Below are 24183 nucleotides of genomic sequence, written 5' to 3' on the forward strand. Positions count from 1 at the left end.
GCCCCCGAACTGTTGGATCGGCGTCACCATCCACAGTATGCGATTGTTGACAATAGCCGACCATGAGTTGCAAAAACTGCATACTGAGGGAGCGGCCATGTACAAGATACGGGAACTGGAGGCGTTCGACGCCTATATGCGCCTCGGCGGTGTGAAGCTGGCCGCCGAGCATATGGAGACCAGCCAGCCGATGATCAGCCGGCTGCTCTCGGGTCTCGAAGAAAAGGTCGGCTTCGCGCTTTTCCTGCGCAAGCGCAACCGCTTGGCCCCCACCCCCGAGGCGTTCCGTTTTCACCAGACGGTGGTGCGTCACCTCGCCGGGCTGCGCGATCTCGAGCAGGAGGCGGTCGCCATCGCCAACGGTCAGGTGGGGCATCTGGTGATCGCCGCGCAGCCAGTGTTCTGCGACACCTTCCTGCTCGACGCGCTGCGCAGATTTCGCGAAACCCACCCGCAGGCGACGGTGCAGATCGTCGATGTGGGCATGGCCGAGATGCTGCGGATGATCTCGGAACAGCGGTGCGACCTTGCCTTCGGAATCACCCTCAACGCCGATGCCTTCGGCGGCGAGGCGCTGTCACTGGGCCACTGCACGGCGCGCTGCATCATGCCCAAGGGCCACCCGCTCGGCACCGTCGAGGAAATTCCCCTGCCCCGGCTGCGCAAGGAATGGTTCATCGATCTGGCGCCCGACAGCCCGCTGCGACAGCGCGTCGATCACATGATGGATACGATCGACGTGCGCCGCACCATCGCGGCGGAACTGCGCACCCTGCACGGCGTGGTGCGGCTGGTTGAACGCGGCGTTGGGCTGGCGATCGTCGACCCGGTGGCGTTGCGGCTGATCGACCCCGAGAAGGTCACAGCGCATCGGCTGATCCCGGAAATCACATGGGATATCGCGCAGTTCCTGCCGCGCGGCCGGCCACTCAGCGCGGTGGGTCAGGCCTTTGCCCGGGCCATCGCCATCGAGATAGACAACCTCAAACTCGATGGGCTGGTGACGTGATCCAAGCGCTCAGGCGCTGCTCACTCGCGGCTGAGGTCCGAGATGCGCGCCTGTGAGGGCACGAGCCCCAGCAGCAACAGCCCGGCATAGACGCCGAGCAAGCCAAGCGCCGTGTAGACCGACATGCCCTCGAAGAAGCTGAGTGCCATCACCGTGCCCGGCTGGAAGTTGTGCACCATGAGGACCGCGGTGATTCCGGTCAGCCCCGCCAGCGCCGCCAGCAGCGGCAGTTCCGCCCGTCGCAGCGCGGGCGTGTTCAGCCCGGCCAGACCCGCGGCGCCGATCAGCAGGCCCGCCATCGTGCCGGGAGACATGCGGTCCGCCATGGGACGCTTGGCCAGCAACGCATCGAGCCCCTCGGCGCCGACGCTCAGCACGAGCGAGTTGGTCAACGCCACGCCCGCCGCGCCGACGGCGCAGAACCAAATCGCGGTCGATGGGCCACGCCCGCTCGCGGAAAGCGCGAGCCCGCAGAACAAAAGGGCCAGAGCGATTGCCGTACTGGGCACCATCGCCGCCCGATCCGGCGCAGAGCGCACCAGACTTTCGGTGTGCGACATCCAGCCAAACAGAACAATGCCCAACATGGCGAGCGACGCCAAAGAGAGGCCAAAAGTGACATAGCGCTGCAGCGCTGCAGACTTGCGGTGTTTCATTCGGGGTCGATCCGGCTTGGGGCGCGGGCGCGCGAAACGATCATGAATACGCCGTATCTATCCCTCCGGATCACCCTCGCGCCACATTTTACTGACGCGAAGGTGATTTTTTTGGTCCAGCCGTGCAAACCGCTCTCGAGTGGTCTCAGAGGCCGAGACGCTCGCGGGCTTCTTCCAGCACCGGCGCAAGCTGCTCGGGCGCATCGCGCACCGACGCCAGCGCCGATTTCGTCGCCTCCTTGGCAGCAAAGCCAAGGTCGGACTGGTCGATGTAGGCCTCGGCCCGGTCGTAGTCGAACCCTTCGACGGTGAAGAGGTCGCGCAGTTCCTCTTGGGTCATCTGCGCCACCGCCGCGCCGCTTTCGCCCGCGCCCTGCAAAGCGCGGTCGGCGTCGTCCATCGCGCCTTCGGCCGAGGCCATGGCGCTGTCGGCCGCGTCGCGCAGGCTGTCGGCGGCATCGCTCGCCGCCTGCGACGCGCTGTCCATCGCCTCGCGGGCGCTGTCGGCCACAGCGGCGGCTGCCCCTTCGGCGGTCTGTGCAGCATTGCTGGCCGCATCCGACACAGCCTCCATCGCGCTGTCCGCCGCCTCGCCGGCGCTGTCGAGCGCCTCGTGCCCCGAGGCGGCGGCATCTTCGGCCACCTCGTTGAGCGTCTCGCTGGCCGCTTCCGCCTCCTGCTGCGCCTCGTTTGCCGCCGCATCGGCGTCCGCCCCGGCGTCTTCCAGCGCGTCTTGCATGGTGTCCGGCTCGGCGGTCTCTTCGACCATCGGCACCTGTTCCTGCGGCTGTTGCATGCCGAAGACCACGATGACCACGATCACCACCGCCCCGAGGATCAGAATCGCTTGTTTCATTTCAGATAACTCCAGTGTCGCGTGGGTGTGACATAGGTATCCACCCTGCCATGACCAGCGCCCGAGCGCGGCCCCGGCAGGCTTCTGCCCCCCGGATCGGCAAGTTGAGGCTGGCCAAGCGCCGGTTTCGGCCATTTGCCGCTTGAAACAGCCGGTTTGCAGCACTACTTTGCGCGCCTACCAGACATGGCAACGAAGGACGAAAACCATAGCTCGCAGACCTCACAACGCGCCCCCGACGCGCGACACCGGCCCCCGCGTCAACGATCGCATCCGGGCTCCCGAAATCCGCCTGATCGGCGCCGAAGGCGAGAACCTCGGCGTGCAGACTCCTGCGCGTGCGATGGAGATGGCCGAGGACGCCGGTCTCGACCTCGTGGAGATCTCGCCGAACGCCAAACCGCCCGTCTGCAAGATCATGGACTTCGGCAAGTTCAAATACGAACAGCAGAAGCGTGAGAGCGAGGCGCGGAAAAAGCAGAAGACCATCGAGGTCAAGGAAGTGAAATTCCGCCCCGGCACTGACACGCACGACTATGACGTCAAGATGCGCAACGTGCTGAAGTTCCTCGAGGCCGGCGACAAGGTGAAGATCACCCTGCGCTTCCGTGGCCGCGAGATGGCGCACCAGAACCTCGGTCGCGAACTGCTCGAGCGGGTGTCCGAGGACGTCAAGGAAGTGGGCAAGGTCGAGAACATGCCCAAGATGGAAGGCCGCCAGATGGTCATGATGATCGGTCCGATCACCAAGTAAGCCATCCGCTTTCCGAAGTGTTTAAACCCGCCGTGCTGCCGCCGGCGGGTTTTGCTTTTGCGCGATGGCGGCTTTTGGGGGGCGCTGCTCCCAGGATCGGATTTTGGGGGCGCTGCCCCCGACCGCCTCTGCGGCGGCCTCCCCCGGGATATTTTCGTCTAGACGAAGCGGGGGAGCCCGTCTCGGCGCGATCAGCCTTCGCGCGGGCGCGGGCGCGAGGGCGGCTCTTTCAGCAGGCCGCCGACGCCCATGGCAGCGATCTCTGCCGGGCTGACCTGCTGGCCGCAAATCAACCTCTCCAGCACCCAGTCGGCGCCATTGAGCGCCGGCGAGCGCGCGCAGCCCGGCAGGCCGATCACCGGGCGGCCGGCGTGCTGGCCGTAAAACAGCAGATTGCCGGGATCGACCGGCATGCCGAAATGCGTCACCTCTCCGCCAGCGCGACGCAGCGCCTCGGGCGCGACATCGTGCAGATCAGAGGTCGCCGAGCCGGTGAGGATCAGCACCATGTCCCCCGGCGCCTGCGCGATCGCCGCAGCCAGAGGGGCAGCGCGGTGCGGCACCTGCACACGCGGACCAAGCTCGGTGTCGAACCGGTCGAGCCGCGCGCGGGTGGCGCGGCGGCCCTTGTCGCCCGGGTCGGTGCCGACGCTGGTTTCGATCAGTGTCGCGGTCCGCGCAATCGGCGCATGCAGGCGCAGCGCCCCGCCGCGTGCGGCGGCGCAGGCACGCGCAAGCGCCGCTTCGGGCACGGCATAAGAGATGATCTTCACCGTCGCCACCATCGCCCGGGCGGCGCAGCGCTGCCAAGGCCGCAGCGTCGCCACGGTGATCATCGGGTGTACCGCGTTCACCGCGTTGATCCGCGCCGCATCCACCTCGATGACACCGGGACCAAGCGCGTGCAGATTGACCCGGCCCGTGGTCGCCGGCCCAAGCCGCAACCCCGCCGCTGCAGGATCGGGCAACAGCGCCTCCGCAAGGCGCAGCGCAGCACTGTCCTCGGGCACGTCCTCCGGCTCGAGCCGCGCCACGATCACCTCGCTGCGTCCCGCCTCGCGCAGCCGTGGCAAATCGTCAGGCGTCAGGACATGGCCCTTCTTCAGCCGCCCATCCGGCAGCGCCACCGCATGGGCGAGCACCGCCCCGGCGGCTTCGTCGGTCGGCATCGGGCCGAATTTCATGCGCCTTTCCTCAGTACGCGGGTTATTTCGGCAATGATCGAAACAGCGATTTCCGACGGGCCCGAGGCGCCGATATCAAGCCCGATCGGGCCATGGATGCGCGCGATCTCGGCCTCGGTGAACCCGGCCTCGGTCAGCCGCGCCACGCGCTTGGCGTGGGTGCGGGTAGAGCCAAGCGCGCCGATATAGAAAACCTTGCTGCGCAGCGCCGCCTCCAGCGCCGGATCGTCGAGCTTGGGGTCATGGGTCAGCAGCACCAGCGCCGTGCGCATGTCGAGCCCGAGCTTGGTGAGCGCCTCGTCGGGCCAGTCATCAAGGATGGTCTCGCCGGGAAAGCGCGCCGCCGAACCGAAGGCCTCGCGCGGGTCGATCAGCACGGGATCATAGCCGGCAATGCGCGCCATGGGCAGCAGCGCCTGCGCGATATGCACGGCCCCGACCACCAGCAGGCGCAGCGGCGGGTTGTGGATGGCGACGAAGGCGCGGCTGTCTTCGACAAAGCCGGAACGGTCCATGCGGAAGGCGGTCTCATGCCCCTCATAGGCCAGACGGCGGTCCTGTGTGTCGAGGTCCACCACATAGGCCACCGGGGTGCGGGCGGCGCGCGCCGCGCAGAGCTCGGCCAGCAGCGGCTCGGGCATCACCGCGCCCACCGGCTCGACGAGCACGCGGATTGTGCCGCCGCAGGCAAGGCCGACCGCGAAGGCGTCCTGATCCGAGACGCCAAACTCCAGCTCTCGCGGTTTGCCATCGTCCAGCGCTTCCAGCGCCTCGACGATCACCGCGCCTTCGACGCAGCCGCCCGAGACCGAGCCTTCTATTTCGCCATCGCCCGAAATGGCCAGCTGCGCGCCGGTGCGGCGCGGCGCCGAGCCCCATGTTTCGATCACCGTGGCCAGCGCAGCGCCGCGCCCGGCGCGGTGCCAGGCCAGCGCGGTTTCGGGAATGGCGTCGAACCGGGCGGTGTCGAGACTGCCTTTGGTTTCGCTCATGAGATTTCCTCCGAAGTTCGGGCGACGTGCGCGGCGGATCAGACCGCCTGCTGATAGACCGCCGAGACCTCGGCGCGAATGATCCTTGCGATCAGCGCGCAATCCTCAAGGCTGAAGGTCAGCGGCAGGCGCATGTCGAGGATGCCGGTCAGGATGCGGTCGGTGGCGGGCATCGGGGTGGACGGGGCGTAGCGCCAGCTGTCGTAGCGCGAGGTGAAGGCCACCGGCTCGGCCCCGCCGAACCACTTCAGCTCGACACCGCGCGCGGCGCAGCGGGCCAGCAGATCGGTGATCGTCTGCGGCGACCAGTCCAACACCAGCGCCTGGATCGACGAGCCGACATAGCTTTCCTGCGCGGGGCGGTCGATCACCGTCAGGCCCGACGTGCCGCGCAGCCCGTCCTCGACCACGCGGTAGCGGTCGTTCCAGCGCGCGATCTGCTCGGGCAGCGCGGCCAGTTGCGGGCGCAGCAGCGCGGCGCGCAGGTTGTCCATCCGGCCCGACACGTTGGGGGTGACGTATTTCACCCGCTCGAACACCTCGGGCCCCGGCGCGGCAAGGTGGCGCTCATAGAGCATGTAGCTGCCCGAGAGCATCACCGCGCGGGCCGCGATCTCTTCGTCGTCGGAGACCAGAAAGCCGCCCTCGCCCGAGTTCATATGTTTGTAGGTCTGCGTGGAGTAGCAGCCGACCGCCCCGTGCCGTCCCGAAGGGACACCATTCCAAGATGCCCCCATGGTGTGGGCGCAATCCTCGATCACCTGCACGCCAGCGGCATCACAGAGCGTCATCAGCCGGTCCATATCGCAGATGTGCCCGCGCATGTGCGACAGCATCAGCACGCGCGCCTGCGGCAGCTTGGCGGCGAGATCGTCGAGGTCGATGGTCAAATCCTCGGTCACCCCGACAAAGACCGGCTCGGCTCCGACCGCGGCGATTGCCCCTGGCACCGGCGCAAGGGTGAAGGCATTGGTCAGCACCTTGTCGCCCGGCTGCACCTGAAGCGCACGCAGCGCACATCCCAACGCGTAGCCGCCCGACGCCACGGCGACGCAGTAGCGGGCCCCGGTGAACGCCGCGAACTCCTGCTCCAGAAGCGCGGTCTCGGCGGTTTCTCCGGCGGCGGTGTTATAGCGGTGCAGCCGGCCATGCTGCAGCACTTCCAGCGCGGCGGCGATCCCGGCCTGGGGGATCGGCTCTTGCTGGGTGAAGCTGCCGGTGAACCGCTCGGCGGCGAGGGGTTGGGTCGTGGGCGTGTCGGTCATGGCGCATTGATGCGCCCGCGCCGCGCCGTGGTCAATGCGGAAGGGATCACGCCGACGTGCCCGCCCGGTCCGGCGCGGTCAGCAGCGCGTGCGCCGCATCCAGAGCAGCACGCACCGGCGGGTCGTGGCGCGCCTCGTGATGGGCGACCAGCCATTCGTCATGCGCCAAGGCCTCTATCGGCTCCGACAGGCGGATCAGGCCCAGCTCTGTGTCGCCAGCGAAGCAGGGCATGACGATCCGCGCGACGCCCGCCAGCGCCAGATCAAGCGCCAGCCGCGCATCGGAGGCATGGGTGACGATCTGCTCGGCATGGGTGTCGCGCAGCCAGCGTTCCGAGGGCGTGGTCGCGGCGCCCGGCGGCAGGGTCACATAGCCCGTCACCGCCGCGTCGCGGCCATAGGCGGCATAACTCAGGTGCCGCGTCCGGCGGCCTGCCAGCCACGGCTGTTCCGGGCGCCGGTTGCGCACACCGATGTCGGCGGCACGGCGCGCGATGTCTAGATCGGCGTTGGAGGCGGTGAACTCGGGCAGCCAGTCCGCCTCCGGGGTCCAAACCCGCGCCAGCCCGCGCGCCAAGAACCGCGAGGTCCAGAGCCCGGCGGTGATCCGCACCCGCACCGGCCCGGTGCCGCCCTGTCGCCATCGTTCAAGCCGGGCCGTCACCTCGTGCAACCCACGCATCTCCTCCGCCAGCTGTCGACCCTCGGCGGTGAGCCCGTAGCGCTGCGCGCCGCGCTGAAAGAGCGGTTGCCCAAGCTGGCGCTCGAGCTCGGTCATGCGTCGGCTGAGCGTCGGCAGGCTGGCACCGCTGCGCTTCGCCGCCCCCGCCAGCGTGCCCGCATCGGCCACCGCAAGAAACAGCACGATATCGTCGAGGCTGGGCGGTGTTTTCATTTCTGAAAGTCCCCTTGGCATCTTCGCGGCTGATCTGGCGCCCCTCAGGCGCGCATACCGGGAGCCATCCAAGCATGACTTTCAATATCAGAAGGAAGGCCGCCATGCAGGTTTTTTTGCAGCCACTGCGCGAGGTGCCCCAGCCCGACACCGGATACGCCCGCGAGCGCGCCGCCGCGCAAGCCGCTGTGGCAGCGCAAAGTCGGGCGCGACAGCGTTACACGTTGGGAGCCCCCCTGCGGCTGGTCCGCAAGTTCACAGCATTTCTGCGTAGGACGCCGCAGCGCGCCGCCCGGCTCACCCGATGAGCCGCGCCACCGCCGCCGACAGCTCGTCGAAATGGCCGATCATCGCCTCAGGGGCCAGATCGCGCACCGTCTCGCCATCGGGGCCGAAGCCGACGAGGATGCAGGGCACGCCCGCAGCCTTCGCGGTGTTGCGGTCCGTCGCCGTGTCGCCGACCAGCAGGCTTTGCGCCACCGCACCACCGGCACGCTCCACCGCCGCCACATAGGGCGCCGGATCGGGTTTGCGGGTGGCCAGCGTGTCGGCCCCGATCAGCGCGTCGAAATGGCCGCGCGCGCCCATCCGTTCCATCAGCGTCTGCGCCAGCCCCTCTGGCTTGTTGGTGCAGATGCTGACCCGATAGCCCGCCTCGCGCAGTCCCTGCACCGCATCCAGCGCGCCGGGATAGAAGCGCGTGTAGCGGTCGATGGCCTCGCCATAGACCGACAGAAGCTCGGGGTACCAGCGCGCGATCAGTTCTTCGGAGAAGGCATCTTCGCGCTCCAGCCCAGCGGTCAGCATGGCGCGTCCGCCTTTCACCGCGATGCCCGCGTCGGCCAGCGGGTCAAGCCGCACCTGCAGCCCCATGCCCTCGAAACAGGCGTTGGCGGCGGCGATCAGATCGCCGCTGGTGTCGGCAAGCGTGCCGTCGAGATCAAAGACCACCGTGCGCATTCTGCTTGTCCCTTTCGCCCTGCCCTGTCACAGGCTGAAATCCAACGTGACATGGGGCACCTTGCCCCCCTGCCCCAAGCGGATAAAACGGGCGCAGGCAGAAGACAAACAGGAAACCGCATGAGCATCGCGCTGATCCTCCTTGCCGCGGGCAAGGGCACCCGGATGGAATCCGAGCTTCCCAAGGTCTTGCACCGTCTCGGTCAGGCGCCGCTACTGTGGCACGCGCTGCGCGCCGGGCAGGCGCTGGAGCCCTCGCGCGCGGTGGTGGTGGCCGGGCATGGCGCCGAGGAGGTCACCGCCTCCACCGCCGAGTTCGCCCCCGAAGCGCAGGTAGTGATCCAGTCCGAGCAGCTAGGCACCGCCCACGCCGTGGCGCAGGCACAGCCCGCGCTCGAAGGGTTCGACGGCGATGCGCTGGTGCTCTACGGCGACACGCCCTTTATCTCTGAGGCAACGCTCGAAGCCATGCGCGAAGCCCGCGCGCAGCACGATGTCGTGGTGCTGGGTTTCGAGGCGGCCGATCCCGGTCGCTATGGTCGGCTGGTGACGTCGGGCGACTCGCTGGAGCGCATCGTCGAGTTCAAAGATGCGTCCGAAGCCGAACGTGCGATCACCCTGTGCAACTCGGGCGTGGTCTGCGCTGGCAGCGAGACGCTTTTTTCGCTGATCGACGCAGTGGGCAACGACAACGCCTCGGGTGAATACTACCTGACTGACATCGTTGAGATCGCCCGGTCGCGCGGCCTCTCGGCAGGCGTGGTCCGCTGCGACGAGGCCGAGACACTGGGCATCAACTCGCGCGCGGAACTGCGCGCCGCCGAGGCCGCCTTTCAGACCCGCAAGCGCGCGGAACTGCTGGAGGACGGCGTGATGATGCTGGCGCCCGAGACCGTCTTCTTCGCGTGGGACAGCTACGTGGGCCGCGACGCCGAGATCGAGCCCAATGTGGTGTTCGGCCCCGGCGTCACCGTTGAAAGCGGCGCCCGGATTCGCGCGTTCAGTCACCTTGAGGGCTGCCACGTCAGCCGCGGCGCCATCGTCGGCCCCTATGCTCGCCTGCGTCCCGGCGCCGAACTGGCCGAAGATGTGCATGTGGGAAACTTCGTCGAGGTGAAGAACGCCTATCTGGCCGAGGGCGTGAAGGCCAACCACCTGACCTATCTCGGCGACGCCGACGTCGGCGAGCGCAGTAACATCGGCGCGGGCTCCATCACCTGCAACTACGACGGCTTTTTCAAACACCGCACCACCATCGGCAAAGAGGCCTTCATCGGCTCCGACACGATGCTGGTCGCCCCGGTCAGCGTCGGCGACGGCGCGATGACCGGCTCGGGATCGGTGGTGACTGAGGATGTGCCCGCAGGCGCGCTGGCGCTGGGGCGCACGAAACAGGTCACCAAGCCGGGCTTCGCCACCCGTCTGCGCGACATGCTACGCGCCAAGAAGGCCTCCCAGAAAGCCGAAAAAAAGGGATAAAACCATGTGTGGAATCGTAGGCGTTCTGGGCAAGCACGAGGTGGCCCCCATGCTGGTCGAGGCGCTGCGGCGGCTCGAGTACCGCGGCTATGACAGCGCCGGCATTGCCACGGTGCAGGACGGCACGCTCGACCGCCGCCGCGCAGTTGGAAAGCTGGTGAACCTCTCGGACCTGCTGGTGCATGATCCGCTGCGCGGCAAATCCGGCATCGGCCACACCCGCTGGGCCACCCATGGCGCCCCCACCACCCGTAACGCGCACCCGCACCGGGCGGGCAAGGTCTCGGTCGTGCACAACGGCATCATCGAAAACTTCCGCGAGCTGCGCGCCGAACTGGCCAATTGCGGGCTGACCCCCGAGACCGACACCGACACCGAAACCGTCGCCATGCTGGTCTCGCATTACCTCGACACGGGCCTCGCGCCGGTCGCCGCCGCCTCGAAAGCGCTCGGCCGGCTCGAAGGTGCCTTTGCGCTGGCCTTCCTCTTCGACGGCGAAGACGACCTTCTGGTCGCCGCCCGCAAGGGCTCGCCACTGGCCCTCGGCCATGGCGACGGTGAGATGTTCGTCGGCTCCGATGCCATCGCGCTCGCGCCGATGACCGACCGCATCACCTATCTCGAAGAGGGCGACTGGGCCGTTGTCACCCGCGCCGGGGCAGAGATCTTCGACATGGACGGCGCGCCGGTGACGCGCGAGGTGAAGCGGGTCCGGCTCGACCAGACGCAGGTCGACAAGGCCGGCTACAAGCACTTCATGGCCAAAGAGATCGCCCAGCAACCCACCGTGCTGGCCGAGGCACTGGGGGCCTACCTCAAGGGCGACGAGATCGTGCTGCCGCAGCCGGGTCTGGATTTCGCCGAGGTCGACCGGCTGGTTCTGGTCGCCTGCGGCACCGCCTATTACGCCTGTCTCACCGCGAAATACTGGTTCGAAAAGCTGGCCCGCATCCCGGTCGAGGTCGATATCGCCTCGGAATTCCGCTACCGCGAGCCCCCCGTGACGAAGGGCACGGTGGCGCTTTTTGTCAGCCAGTCGGGTGAAACCGCCGACACGCTGGCGGCGCTGCGCTACTGCGCGGGACGGGCCGACAAGATCGTTTCTGTGGTCAATGTCGAGACCTCGACCATCGCCCGCGAGAGCGATCTGGCGCTGCCGATCCACGCCGGTGTGGAGGTGGGCGTCGCCTCGACCAAGGCCTTCACCTGCCAGCTCAACGTGCTGCTGTTGCTGGCGATCAAGGCCGCCGAGGCGCGCGGGCGCATGGACCTCGGCGACAAGTCCGAGCTTCTAGCGCAGCTGCGCGCCCTGCCCGGCCTGTTCAACGCCGCGCTCGACCGCGAGGAGACCATCGCCAGCGCCGCACGGCAGATCGCCGAGGCCCGCGATGTGCTCTTTTTGGGCCGCGGCATGATGTACCCGCTGGCCCTCGAAGGCGCGCTGAAGCTCAAGGAGATCAGCTATATCCATGCCGAGGCCTATGCGAGCGGAGAGCTCAAGCATGGGCCTATCGCGCTGATCGACAAATCCGTGCCGGTGATCGTCATGGCGCCGCGCGACGGGCTCTTCGACAAGACCGTCTCGAACATGCAAGAGGTGATGGCGCGCGGCGGCAAGGTTTGCCTGATCTCCTGCGCCGCGGGGATCGAAGAGGCCGGGAGCGGCATCTGGCAGAGCATCACCCTGCCCGAGGTCGACGACCGCCTTGCCCCGCTGCTCTACGCGCTGCCCGCGCAGTTGCTGGCCTATCACGCCGCCATCGCCAAGGGCACCGACGTGGATCAGCCGCGCAACCTCGCGAAATCCGTAACCGTGGAGTAGACCTCTCCTGTGGCGACAAGGGGGGCTCTGCCCCCGTCCGCTGCGCGGCCTCCCCCGGGATATTGGGGTCTAGACGAAGTAGAAAAAGCCCCGGCGATCCGCGCGATCCCCGGGGCTTCTTCTCTTTTCAAATACGCAAAAATCCGGCGGCGCCGTCCGGCGCGACGCCCGGCAAAGGCTCAGGCGAAGAGGTCGTGCGCCAACTCCAGCGCCTCGACCAGCGTGTCGACCTCTGCTTCGGTGTTGTAGAGACCGAAGGAGGCACGGCAGGTCGCCGACACGCCGAGATGGTCCATCAGCGGCCCGGCGCAGTGATGGCCCGCGCGCACCGCGACACCCTTCTTGTCGAGGATTGTCGAGATGTCATGCGCATGTGCCGCGCCGTCGAGCGTGAAGGAGAAGATCGCCGCCTTGTCCGGCGTGGTGCCCTGAACGTTGAGCCAGTTCAGCCCCTGCAGTTTCGACGCCGCGTATTGCGCGAGCTTGGCCTCGTGCGCGGCGATGTTCTCCATGCCGAGGCCCATCATGTACTCCAGCGCCACACCAAGGCCGATCTGCTGCACGATGCCCGGCGTGCCGGCCTCGAACTTCATCGGCGGCTCGGCGTAGCTGATGCTGTCCTTGTGGACCTCGCGGATCATGTCGCCCCCGCCAAGGAACGGCAGCATTTCGTTCTGCCGCTCGCGGCGGATCCAGATCGCGCCCGACCCGGAAGGGCCGTAGAGCTTGTGGCCGGTGATTGCATAGAAGTCGCAGCCGAGGTCCTCGACATCCACCGGCATGTGCACGGCCCCCTGCGAGCCGTCGACCAGCACCGGCACGCCCTTGTCGCGCGCGCCCGCCGAGATCGTCTTGATGTCGACCACGGTGCCCAACACGTTCGACACCTGCGTCACGGCGATCAGCTTGGTCTTCGGGGTGATCGCATCCAGCACCGCCTGCGGATCGAGCGCGCCGCTGGCGTCCACATCGACCCATTTGATCACCACGCCCTGCCGCTCGCGCAGGAAGTGCCACGGCACGATATTGGCGTGGTGCTCCATCACCGACAGGATAATCTCGTCGCCGGGCTCAAAGCGCGGCATGGCCCAGCCATAGGCGACGAGGTTGATGCCCATGGTCGAGCCGTTGGTGAACACCACCTCTTCCTCATCCTTCGCACCGAGAAAGCGCGCGATGGTGCCGCGCACACCCTCGTATTTCTCGGTCGCGAGGTTCGACAGGTAATGCAGCCCGCGGTGGACGTTGGAATACTCCTCGGCATAGCCGCGGGTCACTGCATCAATCACCACCTGCGGCTTCTGCGCCGAGGCACCATTGTCGAGATAGGTCAGCGGCTTGCCGTTCACCTCGCGGGCGAGGATCGGAAAGTCTTCGCGAATTTGTCGCACGTCATACATAGCCAGCCATCCCGTTCGGCCCAACTCCCAGCAGGGAGACGATCATCATCAGCGCCAGAACCAGCGCCACGCTTGCGAGTATCAGCACCAGCAGCGCCTTGAAAGGGCTGCCGAACCCATGCGCCTCGTCGAGGAAGCAGACGAGGATCCAGATGCCGACGACAAGGCTGCCGAGCACCGCGATCAGCGCCAGCCCGCCAGACACCGCCCCCAGCAGCGCCACGCCCAGCTGCGCCAGCGCGCGCAGGGCCTGCAGCCAGATCAGCAGCACCGCCACGTCCTCGAGCCGACCAGTGCCGCCAAAGCTACGCCCGGCCCATGTCATCACAGCGATGGACGCGGCCAGCATGGCGGCCAGCAGCAGGCCCATCGGCACCGGTGCAAGCAGCATGCCCGCGGGCACCTCGCCGCCCATCTGCATCAGCCCGACGATCAGCGCGTTCAGCACCACCACCAGCGCAAAGCCGGTGAGCAGCACCTCGCGCGAAAGCCGCAGCGAGATCAGCAGGCGCGCCACCTCGCGCGGGGCGACGATTGTCTGCCACGCCAGCGAAAGAATTGCCCCGACGCTCATGTGGCGGGCCGCCCGGTGATCGGCTCGGCGGGGCGTTCGGCCACCATGAGGCCGCGCAGCCAGAACCAGAGGAACACCGCGAACCACAGCAGGCCGACGAGCGACAGTTGCACGCCCTCGCCCACAAAGCCCGCCACCAGCCCGTTGAGCAGCACCAGCGGGCTTGCCGCCAGCAGTGCCCAGAACAAGGCGAGCCGGGCGCCGTAGCCGGTGCCCCGCCCGCGAAATATCTTCGCCACCAAGTGGCTCAGCGCCGCCAGCACGTAGAGCGCAAGCGGCAGGATCACCATGCAGGCCAGCAGAGACGCCCCCATCAGCGGGTTCAGCTCGACCTGCTCCAGATGCGCCTTCCGCGCGAGGCCCGGCAGCTGCGCGACGAAGAAGATCGCGCAGGCCACCATGACGAACATCAGTGCCCGGTCCTCGCGGGGGCCCTGCGACAGCAGGCGGCGCACCACGGCGCCCGGCCCCCGGTAGGTGGCGACAATCTCGCGCGAGAGCGACATCAGCCGCGGCGCCGTCCCAGCCAGGCCGCGACGAGGCCGTTGACCTCTTCTTGGATGCCCTCGTCCTCGACCTCCTGCACCGCTTCGGCGATGAAGGCGATGGTCAGCAGGTCTTCGGCTTCGCCCCGCGACACGCCGCGCGCGCGCAGATAGAACAGGCCGTCCTCGTCGATCGCGCCCGAGGTCGAGCCGTGCGAGCAGGCCACGTCGTCGGCGTAGATTTCCAGCTCGGGCTTGGCGAGGAACTGGCTGTCCTCGTCGAGCAGAAGCGACTGGCTGATCTGGTAGCCGTCGGTCTTCTGCGCGCCTTCCTTCACGAGGATCTTGCCTTGGAAGACACCCGTCGCGCCGTTGCGCAGCACCTTCTTGAACACCTGACGGCTTTCACAGTTCACCGCGTCGTGGGTGATGAACACCGTGTCGTCGTGGTGAAAATCGCCATCGCCCATGCAGGCGCCCGCGACGTGACACACCGCATCGTGGCCGGTCAGTTCGAGCACGCATTCGTTGCGGGTCAGCACACCGTTCACTGTCAGGGTGAAGGTCTTGAAGGTGCTCTCGGTGCCGAGGCGGCCGAAGATATGCGTCGCGGCGCGGCGCTCGTGGTCACGGCCCTGCACCCGGACATGGTGGAACGCCGCGCCATCGGCCACGTCCACTTCCATCACCTTGTTGAAGCGGGCCGCCGCCGGACCGGATTCCAGCACCGTCAGATCGCCGCCCTCTTCGACCTTCACCACATGGTGCAGGATCGCGTCCGAGGTTTCTTCGGCGTGACGGTAGATCAGATGCAGCGGCTTCGGCGCCTTGCCGGTCACACGGATCAGCAGGCCGTCGGTGGCAAACGCCGTGTTCAGCGCGGCCAGAGGACGCTCGACCGGGGTCTGGCCGTTGGTTTCCAACTGGCCGTAGAGGTCCTTGGCCCAGTGGATGTCCGAGGCCTCGGCCAGACGCTCGATGCTGACACCCTCAAGCGCCAGATCATCGGACTCTGCGGCGCTGAACACGCCGTCGACGAAGACCACCTTGACGCTGTCGCGCGCGCCGAACACCGGCGCCTCGTCCGACACGTCCATCACGGCGACCGAGGGCGCCTCGGCGGCGATCAGCTTCTCGGGACGGGTGTATTTCCAGTACTCGTCACGGGCACCGGGCAGGCCCATGGCCTGCACGCGCGCCAGCGCCGCCTCGCGGGCGGGACGCGACCAGCCGCCTTCGGGCAGGTTCAACGCCGCCAGCCGCGCGTCGGTCGCGGTCTGCTTGACTTGGGGAAGTGCCATTTACGCTTCCTCCTCGATGATGTCCGAATAACCGTTCTGCTCGACCTCGAGCGCCAGCTCGGGGCCACCGGTCTTGATGATCCGGCCGTTCGACATGATGTGCACGACGTCGGGTTTGATGTGATCCAGAAGGCGCTGGTAGTGGGTGATCACGAGAAAGCCTCGGCCCTCGTCGCGCAGCGCGTTCACGCCGTCGGCGACCAGCTTCATGGCGTCGACGTCGAGGCCGGAATCGGTCTCGTCGAGGATGCACATCTTCGGCTCGAGCATCGCCATCTGCAGGATCTCGTTACGCTTTTTCTCACCGCCGGAGAAGCCGACGTTGACCGGGCGCTTCAGCATCTCGGCGTCGATCTTCAGAGATTTCGCCTTCTCGCGAACGACCTTGAGGAACTCGGTCGAGGACATTTCTTCCTGACCGCGTGCCTTGCGCTGCGAATTCACCGCGGTGCGCAGGAAGGTCATGTTGCCGACGCCGGGGATTTCCACCGGGTACTGGAATGCGAGGAACATGCCAGCCGCGGCGCGCTCTTCGGGCTCCATGTCGAGGATGTCTTCGCCGCCGAGCGTCGCTTCGCCGCCGGTTACCTCGTAGCCGTCCTTGCCCGACAGGACGTAGGACAGGGTCGACTTGCCCGAACCGTTCGGGCCCATGATGGCGTGCACCTTGCCCGCTTCCACGGTCAGATCGACGCCCTTGAGGATCTGCTTGTCCTCTTCTTCCAGCTTCACCTGAAGGTTCTTGATTTCCAGCATAGGTTTCCCTCCTTGGGAGTGCGGTCAGGGCCGCACGGACAGTTTCATGATCCGCAGCAGATCCTTCACCGGGAAGGCCTGAGGGACGATCTCGAACCGGGCCATGCGGCCGGTCATTTGCGGTCGGCCGAGCCAGTGCTCGACCTTGTGATAGTGTTTGCGCGGCGCGTAGTCGTCGAAGAGCAGCACCAGCGGTTTCTCGGTCCGGAAGGCGGCGGCAAGCGCGCAGCCGATCCGAAAGCGCCCATCCACCAGCACCACGTCGGGCTGGCGGAACTCGGGCAGGTCCCAGACCTGCAGCGGGTACTCGGGGTAGCTTTGCCATGCGGCATCGCTGACCGGGTGCCCCCATTCCTTGGTCGGCCCGATGTCGGACCAGATGATCTCCACCTCGGTGCCCTTCGCAGGCGGATTGTCTGCAAGCCAGCGGCGCATCATCTGCGCCCAGTCCTTGCCCGACTCCACCGAGAACACCGATTTGCCCGGCATCTCGGAGGCCATAACCGTCGACCCGCCCGAGCCGTATTCGAGGATCACCTCCGCCGCGGCATATTCCGCGCGCAGCAGCGCGGCCTCCGCCTCGGGAAGCGTGAGCTCGGGCCGGGACAGAACCTCGGTCATCCCTCGATCACCACCGCCGTGCCCGACACCGAGACCATGAGCATCGAGTTGCCCACGACCTCGTAATCGAGGTCGACGCCGACCACCGCGTTGGCCCCGAGCACCTTGGCGCGGTCTTCAAGCTCGCGCATGGCGGTGTCGCGGGCGTCCTGCAGCTTGCTTTCGTAAGCCCCGGATCGGCCGCCAATCACATCGGTGATCGAGGCAAAGAGATCACGCACGACATTCGCGCCCATGATCGCCTCACCCACCACAATGCCTTTGTAGGCGGTGATGCGGTGGCCCTCGATGCTGTTGGTGGTGGTGACGATCATCAGACCCTCCTCAGCCCATGAAGTAGCGGAACGCCATCATGACCAGCAGCGCCAAACCCGCCGCCGCGCTCGCGGTGAGCAGCACCGAGTTGGCCATCAGCCCCTCGGTGTTGCCCTTACGCTTGCGCAGGCCAAGGCCGATCAGCACGCCGAGGAAAACGCCGATGGCCGCCCCGGCAGAGTCCAGAACAAGCTGTTGCAGCATAGGACGTCTCCCCTCCGGCGGGCCTTAGCCCACCGAACCTTCGAGCGAGATGGCGACGAGCTGCTGGGCTTCCATGGCGAACTCCATGGGCAGCGCCTGCAGCACTTCCTTGCAGAAGCCGTTGACCACCAGAGCCACCGCCTCTTCCTCGTCCATGCCGCGCTGGCGGCAGTAGAACAGCTGATCGTCGTCGACCTTCGAAGTGGTCGCCTCGTGCTCGCAGCGCGAGGAGTTGTTCTTCACCTCGATGTAGGGCACCGTGTGAGCCCCGCATTTGTCGCCGATCAGCAGGCTGTCGCACTGCGTGTAGTTGCGGCTGTTCTTCGCCTTCGGGTGCATCGACACCAGCCCGCGATAGGTGTTCTGCGCCACCCCCGCCGAGATGCCCTTCGAGACGATCCGGCTCTTGGTGTCTTTGCCAAGGTGGATCATCTTGGTGCCGGTGTCGGCCTGCTGGTGGTTGTTGGCGATCGCGATCGAGTAGAACTCGCCCTGGCTTTCGTTGCCACGCAGGATGCACGACGGGTACTTCCAGGTGACGGCCGAGCCGGTTTCCACCTGCGTCCACATTACTTTCGCCCGGTCGCCGCGGCAGTCCGCGCGCTTGGTGACGAAGTTGTAGATGCCGCCCTTGCCTTCCTCGTCGCCGGGGAACCAGTTCTGGACGGTCGAGTATTTCACCTCGGCGTCTTCCTCGACGATGATCTCGACCACGGCCGCGTGCAGCTGCGAGGTGTCACGCTGCGGCGCGGTGCAGCCTTCGAGGTAGCTGACGTAAGATCCCTTGTCGGCGATGATCAGCGTCCGCTCGAACTGGCCGGTGTTTTCGGCGTTGATGCGGAAGTAGGTCGACAGCTCCATCGGGCAGCGCACGCCCGGCGGCACGTAGACGAACGAGCCGTCCGAGAAGACCGCCGAGTTCAGCGTGGCGTAGAAGTTGTCCGACACCGGAACCACAGAGCCGAGGTACTTCTTGACCAGCTCGGGGTGGTTCTTGATCGCTTCGGAGATCGAGCAGAAGATCACGCCCGCCTTCTCCAGTTCCTTCTGGAAGGTGGTGCCCACGGACACCGAGTCGAACACCGCGTCCACGGCGACCTTGCGCTCGCCTTCACGCGCTTCGGCGGGGGCCTCTTCGGCGCCCTCGACACCGGCAAGGATCATCTGCTCCTTGAGCGGAATGCCGAGTTTTTCGTAGGTGGCCAGCAGCTTGGGATCGACCTCGTCCAGCGACTTGGGCTTGGTCTCCATGCTCTTGGGGCGGGCATAGTAATACTGTTTCTGGAAGTCGATCTTCGGGTAGTCGACCATCGCCCAGTTGGGCTCTTCCTTGGTCAGCCAGCGACGGTAGGCCTCGAGGCGCCATTCGGTCATCCACTCGGGCTCTTCGTTCTTCTCCGAGATCAGACGCACGATGTCCTCGTTGAGGCCCATCGGCGCGTATTCCATCTCGATGTCGGTTTCCCAGCCGTATTTGTAGGTCGAGACGGCCTCGACCGCGTCAACGGTCTCCTGCTCGACACCTTCTTTCACGGTGATCTTGTCAAAAGCTGCCATCAGCCTTTTCTCCTGTCGTCCCGGGGCGCGCCATGCGGGCCGCCCTGCGTTTCCGATCACACACTCGCCTCAGCGGGCTGGCGCGTATTTCTTTCGATACTGACGCGCCCAGGCTTCGGCGAAGCGCAGCACGTCCTCTTCCCGTGTCGTCGGGCCAAGGCTCACGCGGATCGCGCTGCCGGCCACGTCGTCGTCAAATCCCATTGCCCGCAGCACGCGGGAGGCGCGGACCTTGCCGCTGGAGCAGGCCGATCCCGCAGAGATCGCAAAGCCGGCCAGATCCATTTGCATCACCTGCGTTTCACCCTTCCAGCCCGGCAAAGCAAAGCAGGAGGTGTTCGGCAGGCGCGGCGCACCATTCCCGACAAAAATAGTCTCTGGGGCGGCAGCCGCAATAGCCTTCTCTAGAATAGTTCTAAGTTTTTCGATTCCTGTCCAGACGTCATCGGCCAGATCACGCGCAGCCGCTTCCGCCGCTGCGCCAAATCCCGCAACGCCAATCAGGTTCTCAGTGCCTGCGCGGCGCCCCATCTCCTGCCCGCCGCCTTTCAACTGCGGCGGCAGGTCGGTGCCGCGCTTCATCACCAGCGCGCCGATTCCCTTCGGCCCGCCCAGTTTGTGCGCCGAGACGAGGGCCATCTGCGCCCCCGACCAATTGAAGGCGAAAGGCAGCTTGCCAAAGACCTGCGTGGCGTCGACCACCGCAAGCCCCTGCGGCAGATCCTGAATGACGCCGGTCTCGGAGTTCGCCGCCTGCAGCGCGGTGTTCGCCGGGTCGCTGACGGTTACCCGCCCCTGCCCGTCGACCGGCAGATCGCAGGTCAGCCAAGCAGCCATGGCGTCATGCTCGATATCGGCCCCATGCAGCCCGCGCCCAGCACAGGCCAGCGCCGCTGCTTCGGTGGCGCCGGAGACAAAGACAACGTCGGCGCCGTCAGCCCCAAGCGCAGAGGCAACCTGCGCCCGCGCCTTTTCCATCAGCCCTTTGGCCGCACGCCCCTCGGCGTGCACTGAGGATGGATTGCCCACGACATCCATCGCCGCGATCATCGCGTCCCGCGCCTCGGCCCGCAGCGGCGCCGTGGCATTCCAGTCAAGATAGGCCCGCGTCACGCCGCCCCTCTTTCATTGTTCCAAAAATACGCAACCCGGCGGGCCGCAACGGCCCTCACGCCTCGCTGGCGGCTGCCTCATCCTGCTCGTCGACCACGGCAAACAGAGAGGGCACCGCCGGACAGGGGGCCAGCGCATTGCCCACCACGTCCGACAGCCGCGCCTGATGCAGATAGACATAGACATGCGCCGACAGCGACTGCCACAGCCGGTTCGACAGCGATTGCGCGCGGCTGCCCGACGCCCCGCCCGAGGCGCCTGCGCCCTTGTGCATCGCGTCCACGGTCTCATCGACCGCAGCAAGGATGTCCACGACACGGATCTCGTCGGGGGTCTGGGCCAGCCGGTATCCGCCGCCGGGACCGCGCACCGACGCCACCAGACCTGCCCGCCGCAGCTTGACGAAAAGCTGCTCAAGATAGGGCAGCGAGACATCCTGCCGCTTCGAGATGTCGCCAAGCGTCACCAGATCCCCCTCGGGCTGCAGGGCGATATCCACCAGCGCCACCATCGCGTAGCGCCCTTTCGTACTCAGTTTCACGCTCGCCTCCCGGGCGCCGCGCGCCCAACCGATTGACCTTGACCGGGCAATTGCCTATCTGCAATGAAGCCCTTTCCCGTGCTCGCACGGGATTTAGAAACGTTCTAAAGTGCCGCAGAAATTTCGTCAAGAATTTCGCGCACTCCGATCAGGAGCAGTTCCGCCCGATGCCCGAGGTCATTTTTCCCGGACCCGAAGGCCGCCTCGAAGGCCGCTATCATCCGCAAAAAGACAATGACGCCCCCATTGCCATCATCCTGCACCCGCATCCGCAGTTTGGCGGGACGATGAACAACAAGGTCGTCTACAACCTTCACTACGCCTTCTACAACATGGGCTTTACGGTGCTGCGGTTCAACTTCCGCGGCGTCGGCCGAAGCCAGGGCGAATACGACCAGGGCATTGGCGAGCTCAGCGACGCCGCCTCGGCGCTCGACTACCTGCAGTCGATGAACAACAACTCCAAGCATTGCTGGGTCGCGGGCTTCTCCTTCGGCGCCTGGATCGGCATGCAGTTGCTGATGCGCCGCCCCGAGATCACCGGCTTCGTGTCGGTCTCGCCGCCGGCGAACATGTACGATTTCTCATTCCTCGCCCCCTGCCCGTCGTCGGGCCTGATCATCAACGGTACCAACGACCGCGTGGCGCCGCCGGCGGACACCTCGACGCTGGTCAACAAGCTCAAGGAGCAGAAGGGCATCACCATCACCCATGAGCAGGTGGATGGCGCCGGCCACTTCTTCGAAGAGCCGCACATGGACACGATGATCGACAGCGTCACCGGCTACGTAAAGCGCCGCCTGACCGAGACCACACGCTGATCCGCGGGCGCGGGCCCGGCCCGCGCCGCGGCCCGCACGCCCATATCCCCCGGAGAGCGTCATGCAACTGACCGAAGAACTCGCCGACAAGCTGGCCGAGGACACGTTCAAAGTGATGAAAGTGACCGGCGACGACCGGTTCTTCATGGAGGTGGCGAAGATCATCGGCGCCTCCTCCACCACCCTCGAAGAAGCCTATCTGGCCTCGATCCGCGTGCGCATGGCCGAACGCCGGGCGCGCGCCTTCCTCGTCGAGCGGCTCAATGCCGCCAAGGCCAGCGGCAGCGGCCCCGACGCCGCCGAGGACCCTTCCGCATGAGCACCGACCGCCTCGACGCACAGATGGCCTTCCTGATCGAGGCAGGACGCCTCTCGGCTGTGACCCGCGCCACCAAGACCTCGGACGGCGCGCGCTATGAGAACTCCGCCGAGCACAGCTGGCACCTTGCGCTCTTCGCGCTGGTGCTGGGCGAGCATGCCCCTGAGGGCGTGACCATCGAGCGCGTCATCAAGATGCTTCTGCTGCACGATCTGGTGGAGATCGACGCCGGCGACAACCCATTCTTCGGCGAGGTCGACGAAGCCGCCAAGGAGGCCGAGGAATCCGCCGCCGCCGATCGTCTCTTCGGCCTCTTGCCCGCCGATCAGGGCGCGGCACTGCGCGCGCTCTGGGATGAGTTCGAAGCCAATGAAACGCCCGACGCGCGCTTTGCCAAATCGGTCGACCGCTTTCAGCCCCCGAACATGAACCTCGTCACCGACGGCGGCTCATGGGTCGACTACAAGGTGACCTGGCCGGTGTTTGAGAAGAAGATGGCGCCGAAGATCCAAAGCGGCGCGCCGAAACTCTGGGACTGGCTGGCGCCCAAGGTGCAGAGCTTCCTCGCGCGGCTTTCGGCCTGACCCGGCGCTTTGGGGGCTCTGCCCCCGCCCGCCTGCGGCGGCCTCCCCCGGGATACTTCAGTCTAGACGAAGCCCGATAGGCCACTTCGCTTAGACACAAATATCCCGGGGGTGAGGCGCGCAGCGCCGAGGGGGCAGCGCCCCCTTGCGACACACCTGAGCCGCCAAGACGACAAAGGGGCGCCGACCTGGCGCCCCTTTCTGCATCTTACGACCTGCGCGATCTTAGTAGTGGATCGCGCGGCCCCACGCGTCGAGCACGCTCTCGTGCATCATCTCCGACAGCGTCGGGTGCGGGAAGACGGTGTTCATCAGGTCCTCTTCGGTGGTCTCGAGCTGGCGGCCGACCACGTAGCCTTGGATCAGCTCGGTGACTTCCGCCCCGACCATATGCGCCCCCAAAAGCTCGCCGGTCTTCTCGTCGAAGACGGTTTTGACCATCCCCTCAGGCTCGCCGAGCGCGATCGCCTTGCCGTTGCCGATGAACGGGAAGCGACCGACCTTGATCTTGTAGCCCGCCTCTTTCGCCTGCGCTTCGGTCATGCCCACCGAGGCGATCTGCGGCTGGCAGTAGGTGCAGCCCGCGATGGCGTTGGGATCGACCGCGTGCGGATGGCCTCCGGCGATCAGCTCGGCCACCATGACGCCTTCGTGGCTGGCCTTATGCGCCAGCCAGGGCGCGCCGGCGATGTCGCCGATGGCGTAGACGCCTTCGACCCCGGTGCGGCAGTGCTGGTCGACCACAACGTGAGTCTTTTCGACCTTCACGCCAAGATCTTCGAGGCCCAGACCCTCGGTGTTGCCGACGATGCCGACCGCCGAGATCACCGTGTCGAACTCTTCCTTGGTGACCTTGCCGCCCTGCTCGATATGCGCGGTGACCTTGCCCTTGGCGCGGTCGAGCTGCTTGACCATGGTCTTCTCACGGATTTTCAGACCCTGCTTCTCGAACTGCTTCTTGGCAAATTTTGAGATTTCCTCGTCCTCGACGGGCAGGATGCGGTCCATCACTTCGACCACCGTCGTGTCGGCGCCAAGCGTGTGGTAGAAGCTGGCGAACTCAATACCGATGGCGCCCGAACCGATCACCAGCAGCTTCTTGGGCATGCGGCCCGGCTGCAGCGCGTGCTTGTAGGTCCAGACCAGATCGCCGTCGGCCTCGAGGCCCGGCAGTTCGCGGGCGCGCGCACCGGTGGCGATGACGACGTTCTTCGCCGTCAACTCTTCGGTGCCCTTGTCGGTCTTGACGATGACCTTGCCCTTGCACGGGATCGAGGCCTCGCCCATGAAGGCGGTGACCTTGTTCTTCTTCAGAAGGTGCGTGACGCCCGAGTTCAGCTGCTTGGCCACCCCGCGCGAGCGCTTGACCACCGCGTCGAGGTCGTAGCCGATCTTTTCGGCGCTCAGGCCGTAGTCCTTGGCGCGCTGCATGAAGTGGAAGATCTCCGAAGACCGCAGCAGCGCCTTGGTCGGGATGCAGCCCCAGTTGAGGCAGATGCCGCCCATGTGCTCGCGCTCCACCACGGCCACTTTCAGGCCGAGCTGGGCGCCGCGGATGGCGGCGACGTAGCCCCCGGGTCCGGCACCGATGACGATCATGTCGAAGCTTTGCGAAGCCATGGCTCTCTCCCGCCGAGTCAAATTAGTTTGATATTAAACCATCTCCCGGGGGGCTTCAACGCCGCCCGCGAAAGATCGCCTGCCCGCAGGCAGCTAGGGC

Annotated in this window: 27 protein-coding genes; 8 read left to right on the forward strand and 19 right to left on the reverse strand. The window is 66.4% G+C overall.

Annotation, left to right across the window (positions count from 1 at the left end; genetic code table 11):
* The first annotated feature begins 97 nt into the window (after positions 1 to 97).
* Positions 98 to 1009, forward strand: a complete 912-nt coding sequence (locus ACXAJT_RS11950) for a LysR family transcriptional regulator (RefSeq protein WP_475235537.1) — start codon at positions 98 to 100, stop codon at positions 1007 to 1009.
* A gap of 20 nt (positions 1010 to 1029) precedes the next feature.
* On the opposite strand, the gene ACXAJT_RS11955 is transcribed toward ACXAJT_RS11950, so the two are convergent.
* Both ACXAJT_RS11955 and ACXAJT_RS11960 read right to left on the reverse strand, forming a co-directional pair.
* Positions 1030 to 1665, reverse strand: coding sequence for a hypothetical protein (locus ACXAJT_RS11955; protein ID WP_475235538.1), 636 nt, complete (start codon positions 1663 to 1665; stop codon positions 1030 to 1032).
* Between the two features lie 145 nt (positions 1666 to 1810).
* Positions 1811 to 2521 carry a hypothetical protein gene (locus ACXAJT_RS11960; protein WP_475235540.1) on the reverse strand — a complete coding sequence of 237 codons (711 nt, stop codon included), beginning with the start codon at positions 2519 to 2521 and terminating at the stop codon, positions 1811 to 1813.
* Positions 2522 to 2690: 169 nt separating this feature from the next.
* Here ACXAJT_RS11960 and infC point away from each other — a divergent pair, with 169 nt between their 5' ends.
* The gene (gene infC, locus ACXAJT_RS11965; RefSeq protein ID WP_475235542.1) at positions 2691 to 3275 is read left to right on the forward strand and encodes a translation initiation factor IF-3; all 585 of its coding nucleotides are present in this window, start codon (positions 2691 to 2693) and stop codon (positions 3273 to 3275) included.
* A gap of 191 nt (positions 3276 to 3466) precedes the next feature.
* Here the strand turns inward: infC and ACXAJT_RS11970 are convergent, their stop codons facing one another.
* The 4 genes from ACXAJT_RS11970 to ACXAJT_RS11985 are packed head-to-tail and all read right to left on the reverse strand — an operon-like array spanning position 3467 to position 7611.
* Positions 3467 to 4459: a molybdopterin-binding protein gene (locus ACXAJT_RS11970; protein ID WP_475235543.1), complete on the reverse strand. Its 993-nt coding sequence runs from the start codon at positions 4457 to 4459 to the stop codon at positions 3467 to 3469.
* Positions 4456 to 5451 carry an XdhC family protein gene (locus tag ACXAJT_RS11975; RefSeq protein WP_475235545.1) on the reverse strand — a complete coding sequence of 332 codons (996 nt, stop codon included), beginning with the start codon at positions 5449 to 5451 and terminating at the stop codon, positions 4456 to 4458. The genes ACXAJT_RS11970 and ACXAJT_RS11975 overlap by 4 nt, the downstream gene beginning before the upstream one ends.
* 38 nt (positions 5452 to 5489) lie before the next feature.
* Entirely contained in the window at positions 5490 to 6716 is a 1227-nt protein-coding gene (locus ACXAJT_RS11980; protein ID WP_475235547.1) for a DegT/DnrJ/EryC1/StrS family aminotransferase, read from the reverse strand.
* Positions 6717 to 6762: 46 nt separating this feature from the next.
* Positions 6763 to 7611, reverse strand: a complete 849-nt coding sequence (locus ACXAJT_RS11985) for a LysR family transcriptional regulator (protein WP_475235550.1) — start codon at positions 7609 to 7611, stop codon at positions 6763 to 6765.
* A gap of 74 nt (positions 7612 to 7685) precedes the next feature.
* On the opposite strand from ACXAJT_RS11985, the gene ACXAJT_RS11990 reads away from it, so the two are divergent.
* Complete coding sequence (locus ACXAJT_RS11990; RefSeq protein ID WP_475235552.1) at positions 7686 to 7919, forward strand: hypothetical protein; 234 nt, start codon at positions 7686 to 7688, stop codon at positions 7917 to 7919.
* Here the strand turns inward: ACXAJT_RS11990 and ACXAJT_RS11995 are convergent.
* Positions 7909 to 8571 carry an HAD-IA family hydrolase gene (locus tag ACXAJT_RS11995; RefSeq protein ID WP_475235553.1) on the reverse strand — a complete coding sequence of 221 codons (663 nt, stop codon included), beginning with the start codon at positions 8569 to 8571 and terminating at the stop codon, positions 7909 to 7911. The genes ACXAJT_RS11990 and ACXAJT_RS11995 overlap by 11 nt on opposite strands.
* A 120-nt stretch (positions 8572 to 8691) precedes the next feature.
* On the opposite strand from ACXAJT_RS11995, the gene glmU reads away from it, so the two are divergent.
* A complete protein-coding gene (glmU, locus tag ACXAJT_RS12000; RefSeq protein WP_475235554.1) occupies positions 8692 to 10050 on the forward strand; it encodes a bifunctional UDP-N-acetylglucosamine diphosphorylase/glucosamine-1-phosphate N-acetyltransferase GlmU in 1359 nt (452 codons plus the stop codon).
* Between the two features lie 4 nt (positions 10051 to 10054).
* Positions 10055 to 11872: a glutamine--fructose-6-phosphate transaminase (isomerizing) gene (gene glmS, locus ACXAJT_RS12005; RefSeq protein ID WP_475235555.1), complete on the forward strand. Its 1818-nt coding sequence runs from the start codon at positions 10055 to 10057 to the stop codon at positions 11870 to 11872.
* Positions 11873 to 12051: 179 nt separating this feature from the next.
* Here glmS and ACXAJT_RS12010 read toward each other — a convergent pair whose 3' ends face one another.
* The 11 genes from ACXAJT_RS12010 to iscR form a co-directional block, all read right to left on the reverse strand.
* Positions 12052 to 13272, reverse strand: a complete 1221-nt coding sequence (locus tag ACXAJT_RS12010; RefSeq protein WP_475235557.1) for a cysteine desulfurase — start codon at positions 13270 to 13272, stop codon at positions 12052 to 12054.
* Positions 13265 to 13846: a YIP1 family protein gene (locus ACXAJT_RS12015; RefSeq protein ID WP_475235559.1), complete on the reverse strand. Its 582-nt coding sequence runs from the start codon at positions 13844 to 13846 to the stop codon at positions 13265 to 13267. Before ACXAJT_RS12015 ends, ACXAJT_RS12010 begins: the two co-directional genes overlap by 8 nt.
* Entirely contained in the window at positions 13843 to 14352 is a 510-nt protein-coding gene (locus tag ACXAJT_RS12020) for a YIP1 family protein (RefSeq protein WP_475235560.1), read from the reverse strand. Before ACXAJT_RS12020 ends, ACXAJT_RS12015 begins: the two co-directional genes overlap by 4 nt.
* Complete coding sequence (locus tag ACXAJT_RS12025) at positions 14352 to 15632, reverse strand: SufB/SufD family protein (protein ID WP_475235562.1); 1281 nt, start codon at positions 15630 to 15632, stop codon at positions 14352 to 14354. Before ACXAJT_RS12025 ends, ACXAJT_RS12020 begins: the two co-directional genes overlap by 1 nt.
* Positions 15633 to 16388, reverse strand: a complete 756-nt coding sequence (sufC, locus tag ACXAJT_RS12030; protein ID WP_475235564.1) for a Fe-S cluster assembly ATPase SufC — start codon at positions 16386 to 16388, stop codon at positions 15633 to 15635.
* A 24-nt stretch (positions 16389 to 16412) separates the two neighbouring features.
* The gene (locus tag ACXAJT_RS12035) at positions 16413 to 17009 is read right to left on the reverse strand and encodes a hypothetical protein (protein WP_475235566.1); all 597 of its coding nucleotides are present in this window, start codon (positions 17007 to 17009) and stop codon (positions 16413 to 16415) included.
* Entirely contained in the window at positions 17006 to 17323 is a 318-nt protein-coding gene (locus ACXAJT_RS12040; RefSeq protein WP_475235568.1) for a heavy metal-binding domain-containing protein, read from the reverse strand. The genes ACXAJT_RS12035 and ACXAJT_RS12040 overlap by 4 nt, the downstream gene beginning before the upstream one ends.
* Before the next feature lie 10 nt (positions 17324 to 17333).
* Positions 17334 to 17528 (reverse strand): hypothetical protein, encoded by a 195-nt coding sequence (locus ACXAJT_RS12045; protein WP_475235570.1) that lies wholly within the window; start codon positions 17526 to 17528, stop codon positions 17334 to 17336.
* Positions 17529 to 17552: 24 nt separating this feature from the next.
* Positions 17553 to 19085: a Fe-S cluster assembly protein SufB gene (gene sufB / locus ACXAJT_RS12050; RefSeq protein ID WP_475235574.1), complete on the reverse strand. Its 1533-nt coding sequence runs from the start codon at positions 19083 to 19085 to the stop codon at positions 17553 to 17555.
* A 69-nt stretch (positions 19086 to 19154) separates the two neighbouring features.
* Positions 19155 to 20198: a cysteine desulfurase family protein gene (locus tag ACXAJT_RS12055; protein ID WP_475235576.1), complete on the reverse strand. Its 1044-nt coding sequence runs from the start codon at positions 20196 to 20198 to the stop codon at positions 19155 to 19157.
* Between the two features lie 55 nt (positions 20199 to 20253).
* Positions 20254 to 20739 (reverse strand): Fe-S cluster assembly transcriptional regulator IscR, encoded by a 486-nt coding sequence (gene iscR, locus ACXAJT_RS12060; RefSeq protein ID WP_475235578.1) that lies wholly within the window; start codon positions 20737 to 20739, stop codon positions 20254 to 20256.
* A gap of 167 nt (positions 20740 to 20906) precedes the next feature.
* Here iscR and ACXAJT_RS12065 point away from each other — a divergent pair, with 167 nt between their 5' ends.
* The 3 genes from ACXAJT_RS12065 to ACXAJT_RS12075 all read left to right on the forward strand — a co-directional run bounded on the left by ACXAJT_RS12065 (position 20907) and on the right by ACXAJT_RS12075 (position 22463).
* Entirely contained in the window at positions 20907 to 21560 is a 654-nt protein-coding gene (locus ACXAJT_RS12065) for an alpha/beta hydrolase (RefSeq protein WP_475235581.1), read from the forward strand.
* Between the two features lie 61 nt (positions 21561 to 21621).
* Positions 21622 to 21879, forward strand: a complete 258-nt coding sequence (locus ACXAJT_RS12070) for a hypothetical protein (RefSeq protein WP_475235583.1) — start codon at positions 21622 to 21624, stop codon at positions 21877 to 21879.
* Complete coding sequence (locus ACXAJT_RS12075; RefSeq protein ID WP_475235585.1) at positions 21876 to 22463, forward strand: HD domain-containing protein; 588 nt, start codon at positions 21876 to 21878, stop codon at positions 22461 to 22463. Before ACXAJT_RS12070 ends, ACXAJT_RS12075 begins: the two co-directional genes overlap by 4 nt.
* A gap of 225 nt (positions 22464 to 22688) precedes the next feature.
* Here ACXAJT_RS12075 and lpdA read toward each other — a convergent pair whose 3' ends face one another.
* Positions 22689 to 24083, reverse strand: a complete 1395-nt coding sequence (lpdA, locus tag ACXAJT_RS12080) for a dihydrolipoyl dehydrogenase (protein WP_475235589.1) — start codon at positions 24081 to 24083, stop codon at positions 22689 to 22691.
* Positions 24084 to 24183: the final 100 nt, after the last annotated feature.

The sequence above is a fragment of the Salipiger sp. ABF4_146 genome (assembly GCF_056161345.1).